At 47.5% G+C, this 21,714-nt stretch carries 12 protein-coding genes; 2 read left to right on the top strand and 10 right to left on the bottom strand.

What is annotated here, in order from left to right:
* Nucleotides 1–307: 307 nt before the first annotated feature.
* The gene (locus A7975_RS21140; protein ID WP_065386451.1) at nt 308–4,201 is read left to right on the top strand and encodes a glycosyl hydrolase family 18 protein; all 3,894 of its coding nucleotides are present in this window, start codon (nt 308–310) and stop codon (nt 4,199–4,201) included.
* Nucleotides 4,202–4,260: 59 nt separating this feature from the next.
* Here A7975_RS21140 and A7975_RS21145 read toward each other — a convergent pair whose 3' ends face one another.
* Nucleotides 4,261–4,818, bottom strand: coding sequence for a GNAT family N-acetyltransferase (locus A7975_RS21145; RefSeq protein ID WP_141680380.1), 558 nt, complete (start codon nt 4,816–4,818; stop codon nt 4,261–4,263).
* Between the two features lie 105 nt (nt 4,819–4,923).
* The gene (locus A7975_RS21150; protein ID WP_065386452.1) at nt 4,924–5,676 is read right to left on the bottom strand and encodes an SDR family NAD(P)-dependent oxidoreductase; all 753 of its coding nucleotides are present in this window, start codon (nt 5,674–5,676) and stop codon (nt 4,924–4,926) included.
* A 169-nt stretch (nt 5,677–5,845) separates the two neighbouring features.
* Here A7975_RS21150 and A7975_RS21155 point away from each other — a divergent pair, with 169 nt between their 5' ends.
* The gene (locus A7975_RS21155; protein WP_053372652.1) at nt 5,846–6,487 is read left to right on the top strand and encodes a TetR/AcrR family transcriptional regulator; all 642 of its coding nucleotides are present in this window, start codon (nt 5,846–5,848) and stop codon (nt 6,485–6,487) included.
* Between the two features lie 60 nt (nt 6,488–6,547).
* On the opposite strand, the gene A7975_RS21160 is transcribed toward A7975_RS21155, so the two are convergent.
* From A7975_RS21160 to A7975_RS21195, 8 genes are all read right to left on the bottom strand, one after another.
* Nucleotides 6,548–10,438 (bottom strand): Ig-like domain-containing protein, encoded by a 3,891-nt coding sequence (locus A7975_RS21160; protein ID WP_065386453.1) that lies wholly within the window; start codon nt 10,436–10,438, stop codon nt 6,548–6,550.
* A gap of 399 nt (nt 10,439–10,837) precedes the next feature.
* Entirely contained in the window at nt 10,838–14,593 is a 3,756-nt protein-coding gene (locus A7975_RS21165; protein ID WP_065386454.1) for an alpha-L-arabinofuranosidase C-terminal domain-containing protein, read from the bottom strand.
* Between the two features lie 236 nt (nt 14,594–14,829).
* A complete protein-coding gene (locus A7975_RS21170; RefSeq protein WP_065386847.1) occupies nt 14,830–15,483 on the bottom strand; it encodes a M48 family metallopeptidase in 654 nt (217 codons plus the stop codon).
* Between the two features lie 178 nt (nt 15,484–15,661).
* Nucleotides 15,662–16,810 (bottom strand): response regulator, encoded by a 1,149-nt coding sequence (locus tag A7975_RS21175; protein WP_053372656.1) that lies wholly within the window; start codon nt 16,808–16,810, stop codon nt 15,662–15,664.
* Nucleotides 16,785–18,614, bottom strand: coding sequence for a sensor histidine kinase (locus A7975_RS21180; protein ID WP_065386455.1), 1,830 nt, complete (start codon nt 18,612–18,614; stop codon nt 16,785–16,787). Before A7975_RS21180 ends, A7975_RS21175 begins: the two co-directional genes overlap by 26 nt.
* Before the next feature lie 313 nt (nt 18,615–18,927).
* Nucleotides 18,928–19,296 (bottom strand): hypothetical protein, encoded by a 369-nt coding sequence (locus A7975_RS21185; RefSeq protein WP_141680382.1) that lies wholly within the window; start codon nt 19,294–19,296, stop codon nt 18,928–18,930.
* Between the two features lie 364 nt (nt 19,297–19,660).
* Nucleotides 19,661–21,019: a HAMP domain-containing sensor histidine kinase gene (locus A7975_RS21190; protein WP_065386457.1), complete on the bottom strand. Its 1,359-nt coding sequence runs from the start codon at nt 21,017–21,019 to the stop codon at nt 19,661–19,663.
* Nucleotides 21,016–21,690 carry a response regulator transcription factor gene (locus A7975_RS21195; protein WP_053372661.1) on the bottom strand — a complete coding sequence of 225 codons (675 nt, stop codon included), beginning with the start codon at nt 21,688–21,690 and terminating at the stop codon, nt 21,016–21,018. The genes A7975_RS21190 and A7975_RS21195 overlap by 4 nt, the downstream gene beginning before the upstream one ends.
* Nucleotides 21,691–21,714 lie beyond the last annotated feature (24 nt).

Here is a 21,714-nt window from a genome sequence, read left to right on the forward strand (position 1 = left end):
GCATAATTATACAATTTTACCCCATTGTAAATAGAATATCCCCCTTCCCATCTCTCTCTATTCGTCCCATGATAATAGTAGGTACACAAAATCTTTACAATTGCTAAAGGGGAGGTGCGGGTTTAGTACGTTCACTCACAACACAATCATCGCTTTAAAATGCTTTTACGGCTCTTCTCCCAGTCATCGAGATTCCCCATTCATAATGCCATCCGGAACTATCCAACCAGCACGATCGGACATCGACACCCAGACATGCGCATGAATTAAAATGCTGCACGGTTCGACTATTCCAATTAGAGGTGATATGGTGGATTTTTTTGCCAGAAAAAAAGATTTGAAGATATATATGCTGTTGCTCAGCTTTGTCCTCTTGTTTAGCTCGTTTCTTAATTCTTCTGTATCCTACGCCGCTGAAAACGCCCCCCCGGCTCAAGCAGACCCTTCTGCTCCGCAAAATTTAAGAGTTGTAGCCGACTCTATAACCGCTACTAGCGCTAAGATTGAATGGGATCGTAATGACGCTATTTCCGACATTGACGTTTGGTATGCGGGGACGGATGACTACTACACTTGGGGAAATAACGGAAGCCGTACACTTACTGATTTGAAGCCCGAGACGACGTATAAGCTTTATATTACTTGGTTCGAGAGGCCCTATACCCTAGCACACAAGAGCAATATCATCGAGTTTACGACGCCAGCGGGCGAACCTGTCAAACCTCCCGCCGCGGGTGCTAAGAATTTAAAAGTCGTTGAGGTTACGCATAATACCGTTTCCTTAACCTGGGATGCCGCACCGGGTATTAATGATTATTGGATTTGGGACCAGAACAATAAATATATTCTTTGGGCGAACAGCGGAGCCCAAACCGTCGGCGGCCTAACGCCAAATACTACGTATTCCTTCTATATTGGCCCTGACGGCATCCAAGCGCCAAATCTTACGCCTGAGCTTAAGAGCAACTTGGTCACCTTTACCACTACGGAAGATAAAAGCGAATACAAAGAGCCGCCACTCGCGCCTCCACAACATTTGAAGGTGACAGCCGTAACAGATTCCAGCTTAACCTTGAAATGGACGGGAAGTCCTGGCGCGGATGGCTATGATTTCTACGTCAATGGAAAATGGACATCCGGCGTATGGGACGGTTCCAATATGGTTACATATACCGTTCCTGACACCGTAACTGGCTCGGTTTATTTTGAGGTTGGCGCACAAAAAACGGTTAATAAATTAATGACGGCATCAGAGAAAAGCAATAAGGTGGAGCTTATATGGGGACAACTCGCAGCTCCCAGGGATGTTCAAGTCGTCACGGCTAACCGGACGACCGCTTCACTAGGCTGGGCTCCTACGCCTGGCGCTACAAGCTACGATATTTATCAAGACGGCAAGCTAATCGGCTCAAGCCAGTCGAACCGTTATGTTGCGGCTGCCCTACAAGAAGGCCAATCCTACGCTTTTGCGGTCGCAGCCAAAAACAATCTATGGGAATCACCGAAGAGCGCTTCGATTAGCGCCGTGCCGGGAAGCAACTATAATATCGTAACGTACTATACGTCTTGGTCTGTCTCCGAGACAGCCCGGAATTTCAAGCCGGATCAGGTTGATGTATCGCAAGTGACGCATATCAATTATGCCTTCGCGGATCTGTGTTGGAAAAAGTACGGAACAGGCTCGACAGCATGTCAGAACGAAAAAATTCCACTACAAAAAAATTATGTATATGACGGCGAAATCGTCCTAGGCGATCATGACAACGATATAAAAAACTTTGAAGCGTTTGCTTCGATCAAAGAAGATAATCCGCATTTAAAAATGATGGTTTCAGTAGGTGGATGGTCATGGTCCAAAAACTTCTCGAACATGGCAGCAACCGAGGAAACCCGTCGTACATTCGCTAACTCCGCTGTGAAGTTCCTTCGTGCGTATGGCTTGGATGGCCTCGACATCGACTGGGAGTACCCCGTTGAGGGCGGAGAGACGCACAATAGTCATCTTCCAGAGGATAAGCAAAACTTCACGCTCATGATGCAAACCGTTCGTGATGCGTTGGATGCAGCCGGCTCGGAAGACGGCAAATATTACTTGCTGACGATCGCTTCCGGCCAAGGCGACAATTTTACTGTGAATGCGGATTTTGCTAATTCCGTCAGCTACTTGGATTTTATCAATATTATGACCTATGATTACAGCGGAAGCTGGGAGCTGCTCGCTCATCATAATGCTCCGTTGTACGCAGATAAGAACCATCCGCGAGATTCTGCGCCGCGCAACAATGTAAGAGGCGGAGCAACAGGCCATTTGAATGGCGGGGTTCCTGCCTATAAGCTGGTGCTCGGCATTCCGTTCTACGGCAAAGGCTGGAGCGGCTGCCCTGAGAACGGCGAATATCAGACCTGTACCGCCATTCCGGCGGGGTCTTGGGAAGCAGGTATCTTTGATTACTCCGATATAGAAAACAACTATATAAACAAAGATGGTTATGTCCGCAATTGGAACGAAGCATCCAAAGTTGCCTTTTTGTACAACAAGAAAAATGGCTACTTTATTACGTACAATGACCAAACATCAATGATCTACAACGCTTCCCTCGTCAAATCATTGGATTTGGCCGGAGTAATGAGCTGGGATATTAGCGGTGACCGCAACAAAACCTTGTCCACGCAGCTCGTTCATGATTTGCCAATTGACGGCTCCGTGAATGCTTCCGCGTTGCCTGCTCCTTCCAACCTTGCGATTATTGCTAAAACCGACAATGAGCTGCAGGTGAAATGGGACGCAGTAACCGGAGCATCGGGCTACGAAGTGTACGTCAATAATGTATATGCAGGTACCGTTACCGAAACCAAATTTACTGAAAGCGCGTTTGCTTCCTATGCCGACTACAAAATCCATGTGCTTGCTGTCGGGAAAAAGGATGCTCAAGTGCTGAGAGTTTCCGCAGCTAGCCAAGTTATTGTCGCGAAAACACCAGTAACCACTTCACCAGGAGGAGGCTCGACTCCGCCGCCAGCTAAAGCGAAGGATGAGCTTGATGCAAGCATCACGAAAGACGGAGATAAATGGACCGTCAATGTGCAGGCAGATGCGGCTATTAAGACCATCAATGCTGCCGATTCTGCAACGTTTAAAGTAACGGTAGGCAAAGAGGCGAAGCAAGCGGATATCCTCATCACTAAAGCCGTTATCGAAGCGATTGCCAAAAAAGGAGAAATGCCGTCCATATCCATCGTCTTGCATGGCGTTTCCTACTTGATTCCGGTTCATGCTATCCATCTCTCCGCCGACATTAAAATCTCGATCACAGCGCCGGATGCAAGCAGCGCAGGCAAGATCGAGCAGCTATCACAAGCTAGCGGGCTGAAGGTGCTTGCTAAGCCGCTTGATTTTAAAATCGAGAAGCTCACAACGGGCAGCACATACGTTGAAGTGACTGATTTCGGTCAACATATGTTCAGCCGCATCTTTACTTTAAGCGCGAAGGATATCGACGTGAACCGGGCAACCGGCGTTGTTTATCTGCCAGGCTCCGACCAGTTCCGCTCCGTCCCTACCAAATTCACTCCGAATTCGGATGGAACCGTAACCGCGGAATTAATAAGAAACGGAAACAGCATTTACACCATCGTTGAAACAAGCTTCAAATTTAATGATGTAACGATGGAATGGGCACGCAAAGATGTGGAGCGCGCAGCGGCCAAGCTGATCGTCTCTGGAGAGACGACAGATCGTTTCGGCGCAAACAGCGCTATTACCCGAGGCGAGTTCATCTCCATGATTGTCAAGGGTTTGGGCATATTGCCTAATGCAGCTGATAACCCGTTCAAGGACGTAGACAGCAATTCCGAGTTTGCCGGTGATATTGTAGCTGCCAAGAAACTAGGGCTGATCAAAGGCACAACCAAGGATGACTTCAACCCTAACGGCTCCATCACCCGTCAGGATTTGTCCGTCATACTCGCGAATGCGCTGAAGTATGCGGGCAAGACGAGTGTAGCAGACAATTCGGTGCTTGAACATTTCAAGGACCAAGCAGCGGTTTCCTCCTATGCCAAACCATCGGTTGCGCTTATCGTAGAGCAGCAAATTATGTTAGGCGTGTCCCAGGATACGTTTGCGCCTTTGTCCAAAGTGACCAAAGCGCAAGCAGCTGTAACGGTCATGAGATTGCTTGATGCTTTGAAATTGACTTAGCAAGGCGACAAAAGGACGGAGCAGGCTGTTGCAGCTGCTCCGTCCTTTTCATTTGCAAATTATTTGGAGCTAATAAGCTTCTCATACTTATTAAACTCTCCCATCGGATTAGAGGCAGAGCCTTTACATTCATAACCACAGCTCACATAAAAGGCGTTCAGCCTCGGGTTATTCGCAATGCAATCAAGCCGAATCCGGTCTTTGCCTGCGAATTGAATACCGGAGTCGGCCCAGTGAACGATGGCCTCGCCTAGATTTTTGCCTGCGGCTTCACGGTTAATATTTAGACGGTGCAGATAGATGGAGGAGGAATGGCCCTCATCTCCCCATAGCTCCCTATCCCAAGCGCTCTCGCGCTGCATAAGCATGACCATGCCTGCCAAAATATTTTCTTGCATGAAAATGTAAACTTCCCCGCGCTTGATTGCCTCCGGTGTCTGATGGGAATCCTCGCCTTGCAGCAAGCCGCTCCACTGCGTAGAGCCTTTGCTCTTTAACCACTCAGCCGTACGGACGAGCAGCTGCAATACAGCATCCGTATCCTCTGGCCTAGCTTGAAACACGGTAATATTCGGTGGAATGATTCCAATGGAATCTGTACGGGAAAAGGTTGGCATGATGATTGTCCTCCAAATGGCTATAAGCTCCTTTTATTATATCCTTTTCTCCACTCACAACAAAAGGGCTATCCCGAAGCGGGATAGCCCTTAAGCAATCGATTATTATTTTGCGGTAACGCCGCCATCTACAGGCAGCTCAACGCCTGTAATATAAGCAGATTCGTCAGACGCTAGGAACAAGACAGCTTCAGCCACCTCGGATGCACGTCCAACTCTAGGCAATGCCGTCTGAGACAAGAACCATTGCAGCATTTGTTTGTTATTTACGAATTCCGCGCTCATTGGCGTTTCAATAAAGCCCGGATGTACCGAATTGACACGGATATGGTCCTTGCCAAAATCGACAGCCGCCGCTTTCGTCAGCATACGGACAGCCCCTTTGGAAGCCGTATAAGCCCCCGCTCCGCTGCCGCCTGATAGACCCGCAATCGATGATATATTGACGATCGAGCCGCCGTTATTAGCTTGCATATGTGGAATGACATGTTTCATGCCAAGGAAAGTGCTGGTCAAATTAATGCTCATAACTTTATTCCATTGTTCAACCGTCGTATCGAGCAGCCCGACAGCATGAGAAATGCCTGCGTTGTTTACTAAGATATCCACTTTGCCATACGTCTTGATCGTTTGATCAACAACGCTGACCCACGCTTCCTCCGAGCTTACATTATGCGCATAGGCTGCAGCTTGTCCTCCACCTGCTTCAATTTCCTGCACAACGGCCTGCACAGCGGCTTCGTTAATATCGGTTGCGACAACCGTTGCCCCTTCTTTTGCAAACAAAAGTGCTTCTTCGCGCCCCATACCACTGCCTGCTCCAGTAATAATTGCGACTTTCCCAGTAAGACGAGTCATGTGTGCATGTCCCCTTTGTTGTTTAATCACCTTAATGATAGTTTTACTATCACTATGATAATAATCATATCACACTCATAAAAAAAGCTCAATCCTTCCTTGCTTAAAGGATAAGCAGTGGATATACTACATGTAATCGAAATCGCTAATCTGAAAGGATTAACCTCTCATGGATCCAAAAGAAAGATACGAGAAAGAACGGCTTGACGGCAAGCAGCAGCGCCTCATCACGATTCTAGAAGCGGCAGAGCGCGTATTCAATCATAAGGGCATCGAAAAAACGACGATGCAGGATATTGCCACTGACGCGAACATCGGCATCGCAACTTTATTTCGCTATTTTCCAAAAAAAGAAAAGCTTATCGTCGCGGTCGCTACCAAGCTGCTTGAACCGATGCTTCAACGGTTTCATGATGTAGCAGAATTGCCTCTTTCATGCCTCGAGCAGCTTGAAAAATTATTTGATTTGTTTATCGAGGACCTTGACCATTCAAGCATAAAATTTATGGTTGATTTCGAGAGCTATGCCTCTCACTCACCCGTCCCTTTAGAGGATATTCAACAATTCAACGCCATGAATCGATTGATATCACGCGAGTATGCGAGGATTATTCAAAATGGCATGGAGGATGGATCCATTCGGTCCGATCTTCCGGTCAAGGAAACATTAACTACGCTCATCAATACATTTGGCCTTTTTTCAAAAAAATTATCCATGCAAAAAAACATTCTCCTGTTCGAATCGGATCTAGAAAACGATCATCAGCTTGCTGTTCTAAAAAAAATATTTCTGGATTACCTGAAAGCCTGACTATCAAAAAAAGCTGTCCCAAGCCACATGATGCGGCTCGGAACAGCTTCTTTTTTCTAGTTATGAGTTTGCTTGTATTTCCATCAATTTAACGATCACCGATGCTGCTTCGCCGCGGTTCATCGCTTTATCCGGACGGAAGGAACCATCCTCATAACCTTCGATAATGCCTTGGCTTACTAGTGCATGTAAGGAGCCGACTGCCCAATCGGAAATATCCTTTTGATCCACGAATTTAGTTTTCTCCCCGTTGTCGACCTTCAGCTTTAGGGCGCGAACGAGAATAACCGCCATTTGCTCTCGTGTAATCTTTTGTTTTGGCGCAAACGTTGAATCGCTTACCCCTTGGATAATGCCTAGCGTAGCAGCTGTCTTGACTGCTTCTTCAGCCCAGTGGCCGTTAAGATCGCTAAATTCAGGACCGTCCGTACCCTTCAAATGCAGAGCTTTCACTAACAAAACAACGAACTCCGCACGTGTCATCTCTTTTTCCGGCTTGAATGTCTGATCCGGGTATCCGCTAATGATATTTTGTGCGCTTAGCTTGTCGATTGCGCCTTTAGCCCAATGACTGGATAGGTCGTCAAACTTCACAGGAGCTGCAGGCTTTTCGGTGTTATCCGCAGGTTTCTCTGGTTTTACTGGCGGCACGGTTGGCTTTTCCGGCTTATTATCGCCCGGTTTTGGCGTCTGCGGGATCACGACCGGTCCTCCAACGCCGCCATTATTGCTCGAAGGTGAAGAAACAATAATATTAACTTCAGCTGTATTGGAGTCAGACATTCCGTCGTTTACCTTATAAGTAAACTTGTCCGTTCCGGTAAAACCAGCGTTAGGCACGTAATTAAACTTTCCGTATACGGCATCGGTTACGGTCAACTTGCCAAACTTCGGCTGGTCGACGACCATGTAGCTGAGTGCATCCTTATCGCTGTCACTCGCATCCATCCGCCCCTCCACCTTGCTCTCCCTCAGCGTTTGAAGCTGAAGGTTCGCGGCTATTGGCTTGTTGTTTGGCTCGATATGGAAGAGAACATAAGCTGTATTCGTCAGTCTTTTGCCATCGCTAATTTTGAATGTGAGCACATCTGTGCCTGTCTTGCTTGGATCAGCTTTGTAAACGAACGACCCATAAGTCGCTTCGGTTACGGTTACCTGTCCTTTTTCCGGAACGCTTACTAGCGTAACGCCCAGTACTTTTTCGCGATTGCTTTGATCGACCGCATTGGAGAAGGTACCGTTAAACGTTCCGCCTTGGCGAATCGTATACTCCAAATTGGACGCCTTCCAATCTCCTGTACCGGATGCATTTGCAATTTCTACGATTACTGCCGCTTCAAGCGATTCGTTTTTGCCGTCCGTTACGCGGTAAGTAAAGTAATCAAAATCTGATTGTCCACTTGCTGGCACATATTTGAAGGCGCCTTTGGACGCATCCGTCCATTCAAACGTTCCTTTGCCCGGCTGCTTGACTAGTTCATAAGTAAGCTTGTCCTCGTCTTTATCTTCCGCTTTCAGTATTCCGGTCAATTCATTTCCTAGAGCAACGATAAAATTGCCGTCAAATGCTTTAGGCGCATTATTTTTCACGACCGTCACACTGACGTGGGCGTCGTTAGAGTACACCTTGCCGTCATATACACGGTATGTGAATTGATCGGCGCCGCTATAGTCATTATTCGGTGTGTAAACGTATTCGCCTGTGTTTTTGTCCACCGAGACTGAGCCGTACTTGGGCTGAGCTACGATTTCATACGATAGCGGGTTCATGTCTGCATCAGCAGCCGAAAGCTTGCCGTTAACTGCTTTGTTCTGGTCCGTCGTCACCTGTGCATCATTGCTGACTGGCATCGTATTGTCGTTCAGCAAAAACTCGGAGTGGTCAAGCGGATGGTCCGTAATCCGAATTTCATTAATCGACCCGTTAAACGCTCTTTCAAATACATTGTCATAATGATAAGCACCAACGATCCATGGCACGAACTTGCCGTTTTTTGTAGCCGTGGATAAACCTACAGAATCTGGACCGTCATCATTCATCATGACTTGGGAGCCGTTAAAGTACATTTTCGTCGTTTTCGTATCGTTTACAAGTGCCACGTGAATCCAGTCATAGAACATTTCACCGGACCAGTTGGTCTTAAGATCATTGGAATTGCTTGGATAAACAGCCCACTGCAGCTGTCTAAGATTGGAGATCGACAACGTAGCGATAGGCTCTTCTTTGTTCCCATCGGTTTTCCCGCCGTCAGCACCTGTGCCATAACGTCCAAGGATACCCATCCAACCGTTTTTGTCCTTATCAAAGTTATCAGCCAAGCGGATGTAAGCTTCGACGGTATAGCCATTTTGGAATGTCATGGCGTTTAACGGCGCATCGTCCGGTGTCCGCAAATAAGCCAATTCTTCTGGAAATTTACCATAGGATGAAATTTGCAAGCTGCCCATGCTTTTGGAGAACGGTGCCCTATCATCCGTCCATTTCATCCCCATATCAGGAAGATCCTTAGTGCTGAGATCAACCATGTACAAATCATTGCCGTTACCGGATACATCCTTTACGTTAAAAGAACCGTCAGCCGGCTTCTCGAATTTCCAATGCGCAACCTCGCCGTTGTTATCCGAAGCTTCGCGAATTTTAATTTTCACTGTCCCGATAGCAGAGTCGACGAAGCCGTCATTCACCTTAAACGTGAACAGATCATCTCCTGTCTTGCCTGGAGCGGATGTATACAAGAACGTTCCTTTCGATTTGTCGGTTAATTTGAGAGTGCCCTTCGCAGGCGAATCAACGATAGAGTAAGTCAGCTTGTCCCCATTTTTATCAGAAGCACTCAGCCTTGCGCTCATTGTCTTCCCTGTCGAAGTGTTATACGTTGAATCAGACACGGTTGGCGCGCTGTTTTGCGTATCCCAAACCCCTTTGAACCGTTTTTTGAAGTCCATGTTAATCGTGAATTTGTTATTGCCATCCGTAATTTCTTCTAAATCATAGCTAGGGTCCCGCTCATCCAAAGGCATATTCATGACCCAAGGCGAGAATGTTTCCGTTGAAATCGTCCCGGCATCCAAATTAAATTCCATCGTACGCATAATGCCGTTTCCGCCCAGATAAGAGCCTTGATAATCAATAACGGACATAAATACGTCATTGCCTTGGGCATTCTTTTGGACCATATGTGCTGTTCCATGGTGGTGGCCGTTAAGCGTCATAAAAACTTGATTGTTGTTTTTAACGAGATTGTCCCAAATATATTGGCCATTCCCCGTCATTTTCGCTGTTTTCCCATCGGCTTCAATATCTAGAATCTGGTGGGTAGCAATGATGGTTGGAAGGGTAGGGTTATCATTCAACACGGTTTGTGCCCAATTCAATGAGTCTGAGCCTGTCTTCCAGTCTAGGAAAAGAACAAGAAAGGTTTTCCCTCCGCCGTCAAATGTGTAGTAGGAGCTGTAGCCTTTCGGTGACGCGCCTTCAAATCCAGGTTTGTTAGCCATGCGTTTGGAAGGCTTAAAGTATTGATTAAAAAACGTATTATACATGTCATTGTCATCACGAGCATCCTCATCGTCCCAGTAAGCAACATCATGATTTCCCGGCGCGTATCCATATGGAATATTCGCATCGTCCAAAATCTTAAAGGCATGGTCGGCATTTTTCCATTCTTGTTCTTCCGTGCTTTGATCGACAATGTCACCAAGTTGAGCAGTGAACACGATATTTTCGCTATGCTGGAATTTTTTTATCCAGTTCGTTTGGGAATTGAACATTTCCGGGCTGTGACGAGCATACATTTGCGTGTCAGGGAGAACCGCAATTTTGAATGTAGTGTTCGCAGCAGCTTCAGCTACTTGACGATCTACCATACCCGAAATGGGCAACAATGCGACTTGCAGCATAATGGCAAGGGATAACAAAATCTTCGTTAGTCTTTTTTCTAATAACACCATACGGCTTATCTCCACCTCTATTTTTCTTATTGTGCTCTTTTGGCAAATGATCATTTCCATCGGCAAAATGATTTTTGTTGTCTGGTTGCCCTGTCTTTCCTCACCCTTCCTCTCAAGTTGTTGTTTAAGCGCATAAACTTATAAGGGTAGCGACAGTCTTTATCATGAGTCCGTTTTGTAATGGGAATATTAACATCAGTAATAAAATTGTGTAAAAATCACACAAAAACAAGAACACTAAAATAAAATCGGACATAAAACAACATTTCTCGATTTTATCCAATCGATATTATGTAAATATCTGTTTAAATGACTTTCGAGGAATTGAAATGGATTATAGACAAAAATAGGATGAAACAGGTTATTATTCCTGCTCCATCCTATTTGACTTGCATCCTGTTAAATGAGTGCCAAAATAAGCACGTTTACGGAATGGGCAGCCAAGGTTATCGTTGCCGTGCCGTTATCCACATTTATTACCTTTTCGCATGGTGCAATCTTCTCATCATTCTTCTTGTTTACATTCGGAAGATGCACAAGCGGGGAGTCGCCGGTTAATGATACCCATTTGCCAGCGGACGTCACTTTTATCCCTGCAAAATCAAGCTTAATAGCTTTCTCCACGCTGTCGGCATTCACAAGCTTCACGTATATATGCTTGTCATCCTTCGTAACCGAGTTGTAAATCTCTCTATTATAAGCTTCGAGCTTGTATTCCAAAACCTTGCTAGTCGTTATGCCATCCGTATAAGAGCAGATTAGCTGTTTCCCATTCGCGCCGCCGTAGTCAACCGTAATCGTATATTCCGTTTGATTGGTTAACGCTTCATAACAGCTCGCTCTTAGGTTGCCGGCTGCCGTGCTGGAGGAATAATCGCCCAGCGTATACCCTTCGATTCCTCGCTTGTACACTTTGACGCCGGTTGCGCTGCCCTTGTAGCCGATCGCATATTCGATGACATCTTTTTGATCCGGCGAGATATCCGTCAAGCCAGCGCCAACGTAGAAGCCGTCTTCGCCGCCTATCTTTTCCGCAACGACCTCTAATTTGTAGTTCGTCCATGCTTCATTCAGCAAATACAACCCGTTCAGGCCGCTGCTTTGTGCGTGAAGCACTAAGCCTTTGACCGGATCAACCGTATAGCCATCCGAGCCCGGAATGACTTTCCATGCAGCGTCCAATGGCTTCGTAAAATCCTGCTCCAGCAGCACGCTGCCGTCCGCGTTTGAGGTCACTTTTGCGTGCTTGACCACAATCGCTGCATTTCCTGCTGCCAATTCAATTCCGCCATGAGGAATAAGCGCTGTCCTCTCGCCGTTCCGATAAGTAGTGAATGAAGTGCCTACAACCTTGTTGCCGAGGTATTTGGCATACAGCTGCTGGACGTAATAGTTTGGCGTATACCACACCGTCTCGTCATCGAACCAGATGCAATCCGGCGTCCATCTATACGTGCCATCTGTTAGCACCTTGTTGAATAATGGCGCTGTTGCCGCCAATCTGACCACATCCGCATTATTTTCGAAGCCAGTCATGATCGCTGCCTCTGCAACTGCGCCTGCCAACGTGTTCTTATCCGTAGAGGCATATTCGCCAACAAACACCTTGGAGGTCTCCGCCTCATTCAGGCTGCCGTCTTTATGATAGGCTCGGTAATAATAGTTGTAGCGGTCCGCGTTCTCTAGCAAATACTCGTTGGAGCGATAGTAATGCTCATCGGCTATCGTATCCATGTAGTTTTTCTGCTTCTCATACCACGTAACCGTTTCTTCGATGCTCGATTTCCCATCGGTAAATTTGAACAGTTCCGAGCCCTTTACGTTACCGCTTAAAAACTTCCAGCCCTGCTGATAGGCATCATCATCCGCTTGCGCGCCAACGGTAGAGATAATCGTTAATTCATAACCCGGATAATGCCTGTCCATATATTCATCAATCGCTGTTTTGAAATACTCAAAGTTGGCAAAAAACTCCGTTCCCCAGTTTTCATTGCCCACGCCCAAATGGTGCAGGTCAAACGGAGCGGCATGCCCCATCCTTTTGCGCAGAGCAGCCCACTCATTATGTTCAAAATCCGTGCTAATCGCAAAATCGATTAAGTCCGTAAAGTTTTTAACGTAATAATCTCTCAGCGCGCCGCCGGCAGGATTAACATAATCCGAACGGGCTTGGCAAAGCACGCCGCAGGCCATAACCGGGAGCGGCGCTGCATTCAGATCCTCCGCTAATTGGAAATATTCCATATAACCAAGGCCCATCGTCATCATGTAGCCCCATACGTTAAAGTTTTCTTTGCGCAGCTCAATATCGTTGACGGATTCTTTCCAGTCGTAAATATTTTCCCAGACGTGAGAGCCCTCTGAAATACAGCCGCCGGGAAAACGCAGGAAAGCAGGATGCAAGTCAACTAACGCATTCACTAAATCTTTTCTCAATCGGTAGTTTGGATTTCCAACATAGTTGGCATGGGCTGTTAAGGAGCGTTTTTCCTCGCCAGCACCCCATACATCCTCCGGCATTAAAGAGACCATATCGATCGAAATCTCGCCGCTAAACGTCATAGAAAGCTGGCCAAGCATGGTAGCTGAACCCGTTAATACAAGCTTCGCGTCCATGCCGTATTTTCGCCATGTGCCATCGCCATTTACTTCTACAATTACTGTATCGCTTATTGCCTTGCCCTCTTCATTAAGCAATTGCAGCGTTATGGCTGCGGCGGCTTCTGCTTTAGCCCAAATGGTAAAGTTGTACCTCGCATCCTGCCGAATAAACATCGAGCAGCGCTGATTGGAATCCGCAAAGCCTCTATTAAAAATGGTAGCGCCGCCTGCTGCCGTCACATAGTGAGCATTCACATCTTGATCTTCGATTCCAAAAAAGTCGTAAAGGCCGCCCTCGTTCTTGACTACCACTTTATTCAAATCGCCTGACCATGCGTGCAGAGGCGTATAATTTCTGCCTGTCGAAGTGCCGTGCTCACCGCATACATGCGAATAGCTGTCGAACGCAAACGCTTCGAAGGAGCGGTTTTGAATGAGCTCAGCATAAATGCCGCCGTCAGCAGCGTTGTTGATATCCTCATAAAATAGACCGTACATCACGTTGCTGACATCCAATATTTCATGGCTGCCATTAATCGTTAACGTGTAAGGCGGCAAGTCTTCGGGAAGCACGGACACGGCGAAGCTTTTTTCCACCGCACTAACGCCTTTCTTTAAAACGGCGGTAATGGTTACGCCTTTTGCCGAATTAATCGTTTTGCCAATCGCACCGGCATTTGAAATAATTTCGGTATCGTTTGATTGCCAGCATACCTCTACCTTTCCGCCCATGAGCGCTGAAGGCAATGTAATATCCTTTGCAATAATAGAGGTTGGAAACGATAAGTATTTATCCTTGGCAAGATTGACAATCTCTTCATCGGTCAACGCTTCGCACATGACCTCGATGATTTCGTCCTGCGTTAATCCCGCCTTATAGATTCGGAAGTCCGATAGCGAGCCGCAAAAATCCATATCCGCATCATATTGGGACTTCCCGATTGTATTGTTGCTGTAATTCGATGAGTCCGAGAACGAGGCAAACCATGCGCGCAGCTTGGCATACGTACCGCTTGAAGTCTGGCTGATCGACCCGTCGGCAACCATTTCGCCGTTAACATATATAACAGGGCCTGCACTGCTTAATGTGCCGCCCTTTGTTCCTGTAACAGACATGGAAATATGCATCCATTCTCCCGCTGCAAAGGACTTTCCAGGATCAGCGACTAAGTCCTCTCCTGCAAAGCAAGTACCGCGCAATTGACGCGTCAGGAAGAGATAAGGCCCTGTCTGGCTTTTGCCAAAATCAAAAATTCTTTCCCATACGCTGGCTCCTTTACCGGCGTAAACCCAAGCAGCAACCGTGATCCCCGTATGGTCGCTGACTTCCTCCAAAAGACCGGCAGGCAGCTGCAAATAGGATGTGCCGCTTTGTCCGCCAGCAAGCGTAACCGCAGCTCTGCCTCCTACCGTTTGAACCCAAGGTTGCGCTGAGCCTGATGCAACCGCGTCATTGCCTCTCCCGGAGCTGTCCAGTCCAACATGCCCGGGATTATCAAATCTATAATGCGCTATCTTGTTATCGTTAATCCTGTTTCTGTTGTCATGTTCCATAGAAGATCACCTGTCATCTTTGTATTAGAAAGCACACATAACCTAATGTAAAGCTGATCATTTTCTTTCCACACGGACATAATAACATATTTGCTAATCAATTAATATATTAACTAATGTATATTTTATAACTGATTTTACTCCGCTCCATAGCCTAAAATAGCAAAAGAAACCTCTGTTAATCGAACGCAGAAGTTTCTTTCCTGTTATTTCGCATATATATTCGTGTCTCGTGTCTAAAGTGTCATTGCTTGCCCGTGCCGCGCCAAATACTCTTCCTTCTCTTTATAATCAGGCATAATGCTGCCGACGCGCCGCCAAAAAGACCGATCATGATTCATATGAAGCAAATGGCATAGCTCATGGATGATTACATAATCGATCACATCAATTGGCGCCATGGCCAGCCGGTAATTAAAGGTTAAATTTTTGCTGGAGCTGCAGCTTCCCCATTTCGTCCGCGACTCTTCGATTTCTATGGATTTAGGTTTGACCTTCAGCTGCGCTTGATAGCTCTTAATTCTCTCTCCTATTACTTTCTTACAGCTATTAAAATAAAACTTCTTAAGATTTTTCTTTAGCTCCTCTTCATCCAAACCCGCGGTGTCAATTAGCTCATGAAGGAAATACTCTTTGCCAAGGTGAAGAAACTTTCCTTGCTCTTGATATTCTTTTGTCCTAGGCTTGTTCCGGGCTTCCGCGATGAGATGCAGCTTGTCCACAATCTTTTTCCCATGATGCTCCACAGCCTTGACAATAACCGCTTCGCTAGTCCCATTGGGAGCCTTCACGGTAATAAATCCTAACGAGTCTATTTGAATGGAAATTTTCTCTCTGTTTCCGTATATCACATTACATTCGATTATTTCGTTCTCAAATTCAATTTTCATATCCACCATCGTTTCCTTAAGGCTATTTCTAAATGACAAAAATTGAGGGGAAAGAGCGCAGGGATCAAGGTTTCTCCTTGTTCCCTTCTCTTTCCCCTATTTTAGCATGCTGCATAGTATATCAGGTAATACCCATGCTTGCAGGAAAAAAATAGATGAATTAAACAAGCCAGCTATATTATTTTTTATCGGCAAGCCGGCTTATCAGCAAGTCGTATAAATGGATCAGCTCAGCGGATGGGCGAATGCCAAGCTCGCGGTTGAGAAGCCGAACATAATCGGTGTACAGAGCGTTTAGCCCTTTTTTGTCTCCGGTCATCTCGCGTATCGTCATGAGCTGGCGGATTACCGATTCATCCAGCGGATTGCGCTCGTTCAGCTTAAGCAGCAGCTTTGAGGCGGAGGACGTATCACGTTTCGAAATGAGTACCTCGGCAACCCTCTTAACGAACGAGGCGTACAATTCCGCGTAACGCTCCGTCTCGTGAATCGCCCACACATAAGCCTTGTCCCCGAACAGATCGCCCGTATACAGCCGTTCGATTTGCAGCGCCCTCTCCACATTATCGCTATCGATGGATTGCAGCTGCTCCGCTTGCTTTTCAAATGCCGCGTAATCGATGACGGGAGCTTTTAACTCCAGGGCGTAACCATCGTTCTCCGAGCGCACGGCCTCTCGCATCCCAAGCGGCTCGAGCGATTTGCGCAATTGATAGACGGTCGTGTTCAAATAGTTCTCTGCATTGGCTAGGTGCATCCCTCCGAAAATATCCGTGACCAGCCTGGAACGGGGGATTCGTTTGCCGCGGTATAACAGTAAATAAGCGAACAATTCCGCGCATTTCCGCGAGATCCACTTGACGCGGCCCGCTCCATTGCTCACGGCGACGTCGCCTAGCATCGTTAGGACGATGCTGCCTGAATCTGTGGTAGCCGGAGGCAGCATCGACAATGAATCGATCGCACGCTGATTCGCAAGCGCGCGGTATACGGTCCGCTGCAGCCTCTCTTGTGAAACGGGCTTAACCAAATAATCCAGCACGGACAGCTCATACGCTTCAAGAGCAAACTCCTTGTGCGACGTGACAAAGACGACTTGTATGCGCGAATCCGAAGCCTCGAGCTTGGCTGCGAACTCCATCCCGCTCTCGCCCGGCATAGAAAGGTCTACCAAAGCCAATCCAATATCGCTGTTCTCCTTGAGAAAGGAGGCTGCGGACTGCGTATTCGTAAAAGTGCCCGCCACGTGAATGCCGGGCAGCTTAACCAGCATCTTACGCAAAATTAAATGCATCGTTGGCTCATCGTCCACCAAAATAACTTTCATTTGCGTCCTCCTCCCATCCACCGTTATCGAACGTTTCCCGTATACCAGCCGATCCGAACAAGGTAAATGAAAAGGTCGTTCCAATGCCCGGCTCGCTCTCGAACCAAAGGCTTCCGCCATGTATGCGAACAAATTCGCGTGTCAGCGCTATTCCGAACCTCGTATCCCCCGAATCATCCCCGCTAACCAATCCTTTCAAAAACGGCTCCTCCAGGCGCAGCAATTCCGATGTCTCATCGTCGATTCCCGCTCCGTTGTCTCGTACGGATACGACGATCATATCGCCTTCGAGAGCAGCCCCCACTTCAATCACCCCGCCTATTCCCGTAAACTTGATCGCATTCGAAAGCAGGTTTCGCAAAATGAGATCCAGCATCTCCTTATCCGCTCTAACCGTAAGCTTCTCATCGATATTCTCCAGCATACGAATTTGCTTCATGCCAGCCTTCGCGCCGGAGAGCAGCAAAGCCTGACGCACGACCTGCTGCAAGTTCCAGCCTAAAGGACGAAACACGACCTTCCCTTTCTGGCTGCGATACCAATCGAGCAAATTATCGACGAGATTGAACGTGCTTTGTACTTGTCCTTTGAGCTCCCGCACCAATTCGGCATGCTCGAAGTCAGCGGCCGTCCACTCATCGCCCAGCAGCTCGGTCAAGCTGACGAGGAGCGCAATCGGATCACGAATGTCATGCGCCACGACGGTGAACAGCTTGTCCTTGAACGCATTCAGCTCTGACAATTGCCGGGCATTCTCGCGAAGCCGCGCCTCGCTCTCCTTCAGCTCCGTTATATCGTTGAACATTAAAATTCTGCCTATCAAAATATTGCCCGAATCATAGACGAGCGAAATGCTGCAGTTATAATATTTGTTCCGGTTCGCATGCACTCTATGGAACGGGAAACGTTCTTCCCCGCCGCTTGCGGCTCGAATGCGCTCAAGCAGCTCTGGGTTTGCCGTCAGCACTTTCTCCATATCAGCGGGGTAGCGCTTCGTTAAACCAAGTTCGGGAAGCACCTCTTCCGCCGCACGGTTGTAGCTGACGATTTGATCCTCATAATCGAGTAAGACGACCCCGTCCCGGATCGTTTCAAACACTTTCGCCAGCGCAAGCGGCGTTAAGCGAAGCAAATTAAACCGGAGAATCCCCCACACGTAGGCGATACCTGATACGGCGAATCCGAACGGCGTCAAATCGACGCTCAGCCCTGTCCAAAAGAACGTATTAAGAAACATAGGCGCAGCAGCGCCGAGCAGAAGAACGACGATTTGCTTGCGCACAATCGGCAAAGCACGCCAATACATAGGAATGAACAGCAGTATCCCGCATAATAGAACGGAATAATTATAGAGGGTGTGCACCTCATACCATGGCCCCTTGATTGTCGTGTACAAAGGAATCGCAGAGTCCGTATTCAGGATATATTGCTCATAAATCAAATGATGCCAGTCGTTGGTTAAATGGAGGAAAAAGACGATTACGGGGACAATAAACAGCAGCAGCACGAGCCGCCTTCGATAACGAACCGCCGTCCCGGTAAATTGGATCGCTAGAAGCAGCCAGAGCGTAGAAACAAAAGGTATGCCTATATATTCGATTTGAAGCGACAGCTTCATTTCGTCCAGATTGCGGCTCAACACCTCGAACGCGTAGCCAAGTGCATAAAAAGCCGCTGACAGCATGATCAGTATCATCGTTTTGGCAACGGGCAGATGGCGTTTCCGGTAGGATAAGAATGAGACAAACAGCATTATTGCCGTTGCGAGGAAAAGCGTTACCGACATCCATTGTCTTGTGTCCACAGCTGAGTCTCCCTTGTATCAAATGACTGCCGCGCCGCTTTATGCGCCAGCTAGGCAGCATTATTTTAAAACAGATCATGCAGGCCTGGGGAATGAACTCCCTCTCTATCTATTATACTCGTAAGCGTAGAAGCCTTGATATACCCCATTTGTTGCTCTAATGCACGCCAAAGAGTCATAGACCGTCGCATACAGAAGACCGACCCGTAACCGGATCGGCCTTCTTTGGACTATGCGCGTAACGTTAATTACTCCATTCATAAATGGTTGCCGTTCGCCATCTGCAGCGCGACAACCAAATCGGCGAGCGTAATCATGTTGGAGACCGGAAGCCATTCACACTAGACAGACTTGCCATAGCCGTTACAGCCGTCTCAACCGGCGGATTTGGTATCGGCGCAACAACAGGTCCGCCGCCGCCACCGCTGGGCAAGGTGCCCGAAGGAGAGCCTCCGTTTTCTGCTATTTCCAAGCTGCGCGGCCCTTTAGCCATCCATTCGTTCATTGGATTCTCCGCCCCATGGCCCGCGATATCATGCGGAGAGGGTGCCACGGACTCCGCAGCTGCCACTTCATACCCTGCGCCGAGACCGTGCTGAATAATGCCCCCGACCATACTTGCGATCAAAAGCCATTTGAGCATGATGCCTTTCCATTTTCCCGCAAAAATTGTTCCCAACATAAATTCCCCTTTCATAAAGCAATCCTTGTCCTAATCGATTTATCGTGCTTGCCCGATGATTCAATTGACTCCAAACGCTATGGACATGGGCTTCTTTTCATAGACCGAATCATAGCTTTCATAAATAAGTCTACAGCGGACAAATAAAAGAATAATGAAAAACTTCATGCAAAATAAGACAAAAACCGCGCAGCATCAAGCCTTCGCGGTTTTTGTCGTTCAGTATATTTTTTTCGGGAAGCTGCTCGGACCCTTCTAGCTCCTGTACAAATCGCTACGTGTTACGAAGATGGCCCACCATATTTTCATATGAAGTAAATAACTTAAGAGAACATAAACAGCAGCGGTTCCGCTCATCGTCTTGCTACCGCTTCCGAATGGGCAAATGAACGAGCACTGTCGTACCCTCGCCCAGCCGGCTTTTCATTTCGATGCTTCCATGATGAAGCGTGACGATTTTTTTCGCAATGGCAAGCCCTAGTCCATTGCCGCCGATGCTGCGGTTTCGCGATGGGTCCGTTTTGTAAAACCGCTCAAACACGTAATCGAGCTGCTCCGGCGCTATTCCGATTCCCGAATCGGTTATCGCGACAATCATCTCATTTGCCGACTGGGCAATGCTTATTCCGATCTGGCCGCCCACGGGTGTAAACTTAATGCCGTTGCCAAGCAAATTCATCCATACCTGATTAAGCTGGTCGCGATCCGCCGTTATTTTGGCATCATCAGCCCCTTCCAAATCAATGTGAATGCCCTTCGCCGACCATTGCGGCTCGCAAGTTACGACCATTTGCCTCATTTGCTCGACAAGGTTATACGTCTTAGCCTCAAACGGATGATGCTCTGAATCCAGAGAAGCCAGCTTCAGCAAATTATCGCTAAGCCTGGAAAGTCGCCCGCTCTCGGTGATGATGATATCCAAATAATAATTCCGATCATTTTCCGCTACCAAGGTACTGTTTTTCATAGCCATGGCAAAGCCGGTAATCGACGTTAACGGGGTTTGGATTTCATGCGAGACATTCGAAACAAAATCCTGCCTCATCTGCTCCAGCTGTTTAAGCTCGCTCGCCATCTCATTAAAGCTTTGAGTCAAGGTTCCCATTTCATCCACGCGTTTCGTTTTGATTTCTACGTCAAAATCGCCCTTTGCAAGCCGTTTGGTCGCCCCCGTCAATGCTTGGAGGGGCTTGACCAAATAACGCGCCGCGATAAGAATGCATAAGCTCCCTATCGCCAAGCCGAGCAGCAAAATGAGCAGCATCATCCGGTTAAGGACATTTTCGTTCTGCGGGGAAAACTGCATGAACATGGCATGAGGCTCCCCCTCAAATGGAAAAGGAAGACCGACGAACGTTTGCTCCCCCTCGCCCGGCGAGCGGTAATATTGTCCCTCCAGCACCTGCCGAACCGCATCCGCCGGAATTTTGAGGCTGCCTGAATCGTCTAAATCATAGAAAGTAAAGCTGCCCGAAGCATCGTAAATGTGAATCGGGTAAGCAGACACCTTCACCATGCGCTGCATGAACGCGTCGCGATTAGGCGGCTTAGTTTGTTCATAGAGACTTATAATCTCTTCGCCTACGGCGATCATATCGTTTTGTCCGGTATGGTTTATTTCTTTCTCGAATAGAAAGTACCCCATAAAGAAGGAGGACAGCAAGCTGAAAATAATGACCGCCAGAAACGTGATAATGATGCGGACATATAAGTTTTTGATCATGTAATGACTAACCGGTACCCCAAACTACGGGCTGTTTCAATCGTAAAATGCTGCGAATCGCCGGCGAACCTTTCCCTTAGCCGCTTAATGTGAACATCGACGGTCCGGTCATCGCCTTCGTAATTTTTTCCCCATATATGAGTGATCAGCTGCTCGCGGGTAAAAATTTGCCCGGGATGGTTAGCCAGCTTGAACAGCAGCTCAAACTCTTTTAAAGGAAGATTCAGCGTTTCATCTCCCTTTATCACTTGAAAGTTACGGCGATTCAGCTCAATGCCGCCAAGCTGTATCGTTTGCGAGGCGACAATCAAATAACGTTTCAACAGAGCCTTCACCCTCATCACAAGCTCCATCGGATCAAACGGCTTCGTTAAATAATCGTCTGCTCCAAGCTGAAAACCTTTCACCTTTTGCGCCGATTCGCCCTTCACCGTGACCATTAAGAGAGGGATATTCGAATCGATGCGCCTGATCTCCCTGCATAATTCCCAACCGTTCAAGTTAGGCATCATAATGTCGAGGATAACCAAATCCACTTGCGCATTTTCCACAATCGCCAGCGCTTCCGCACCGTCTTTTGCCTCTATAATCTCAAATCCTTCGTTTCGCAAAAATAAGGTGATCAGCTCGCGAATGTGCGCATCGTCATCCGCGATTAGGATTTTAGCCATTTGAGAATAAACCTCCGATCTTTA

Source organism: Bacillus sp. FJAT-26390, from assembly GCF_001682865.1.
Taxonomy (GTDB): domain Bacteria; phylum Bacillota; class Bacilli; order Paenibacillales; family Paenibacillaceae; genus Pristimantibacillus.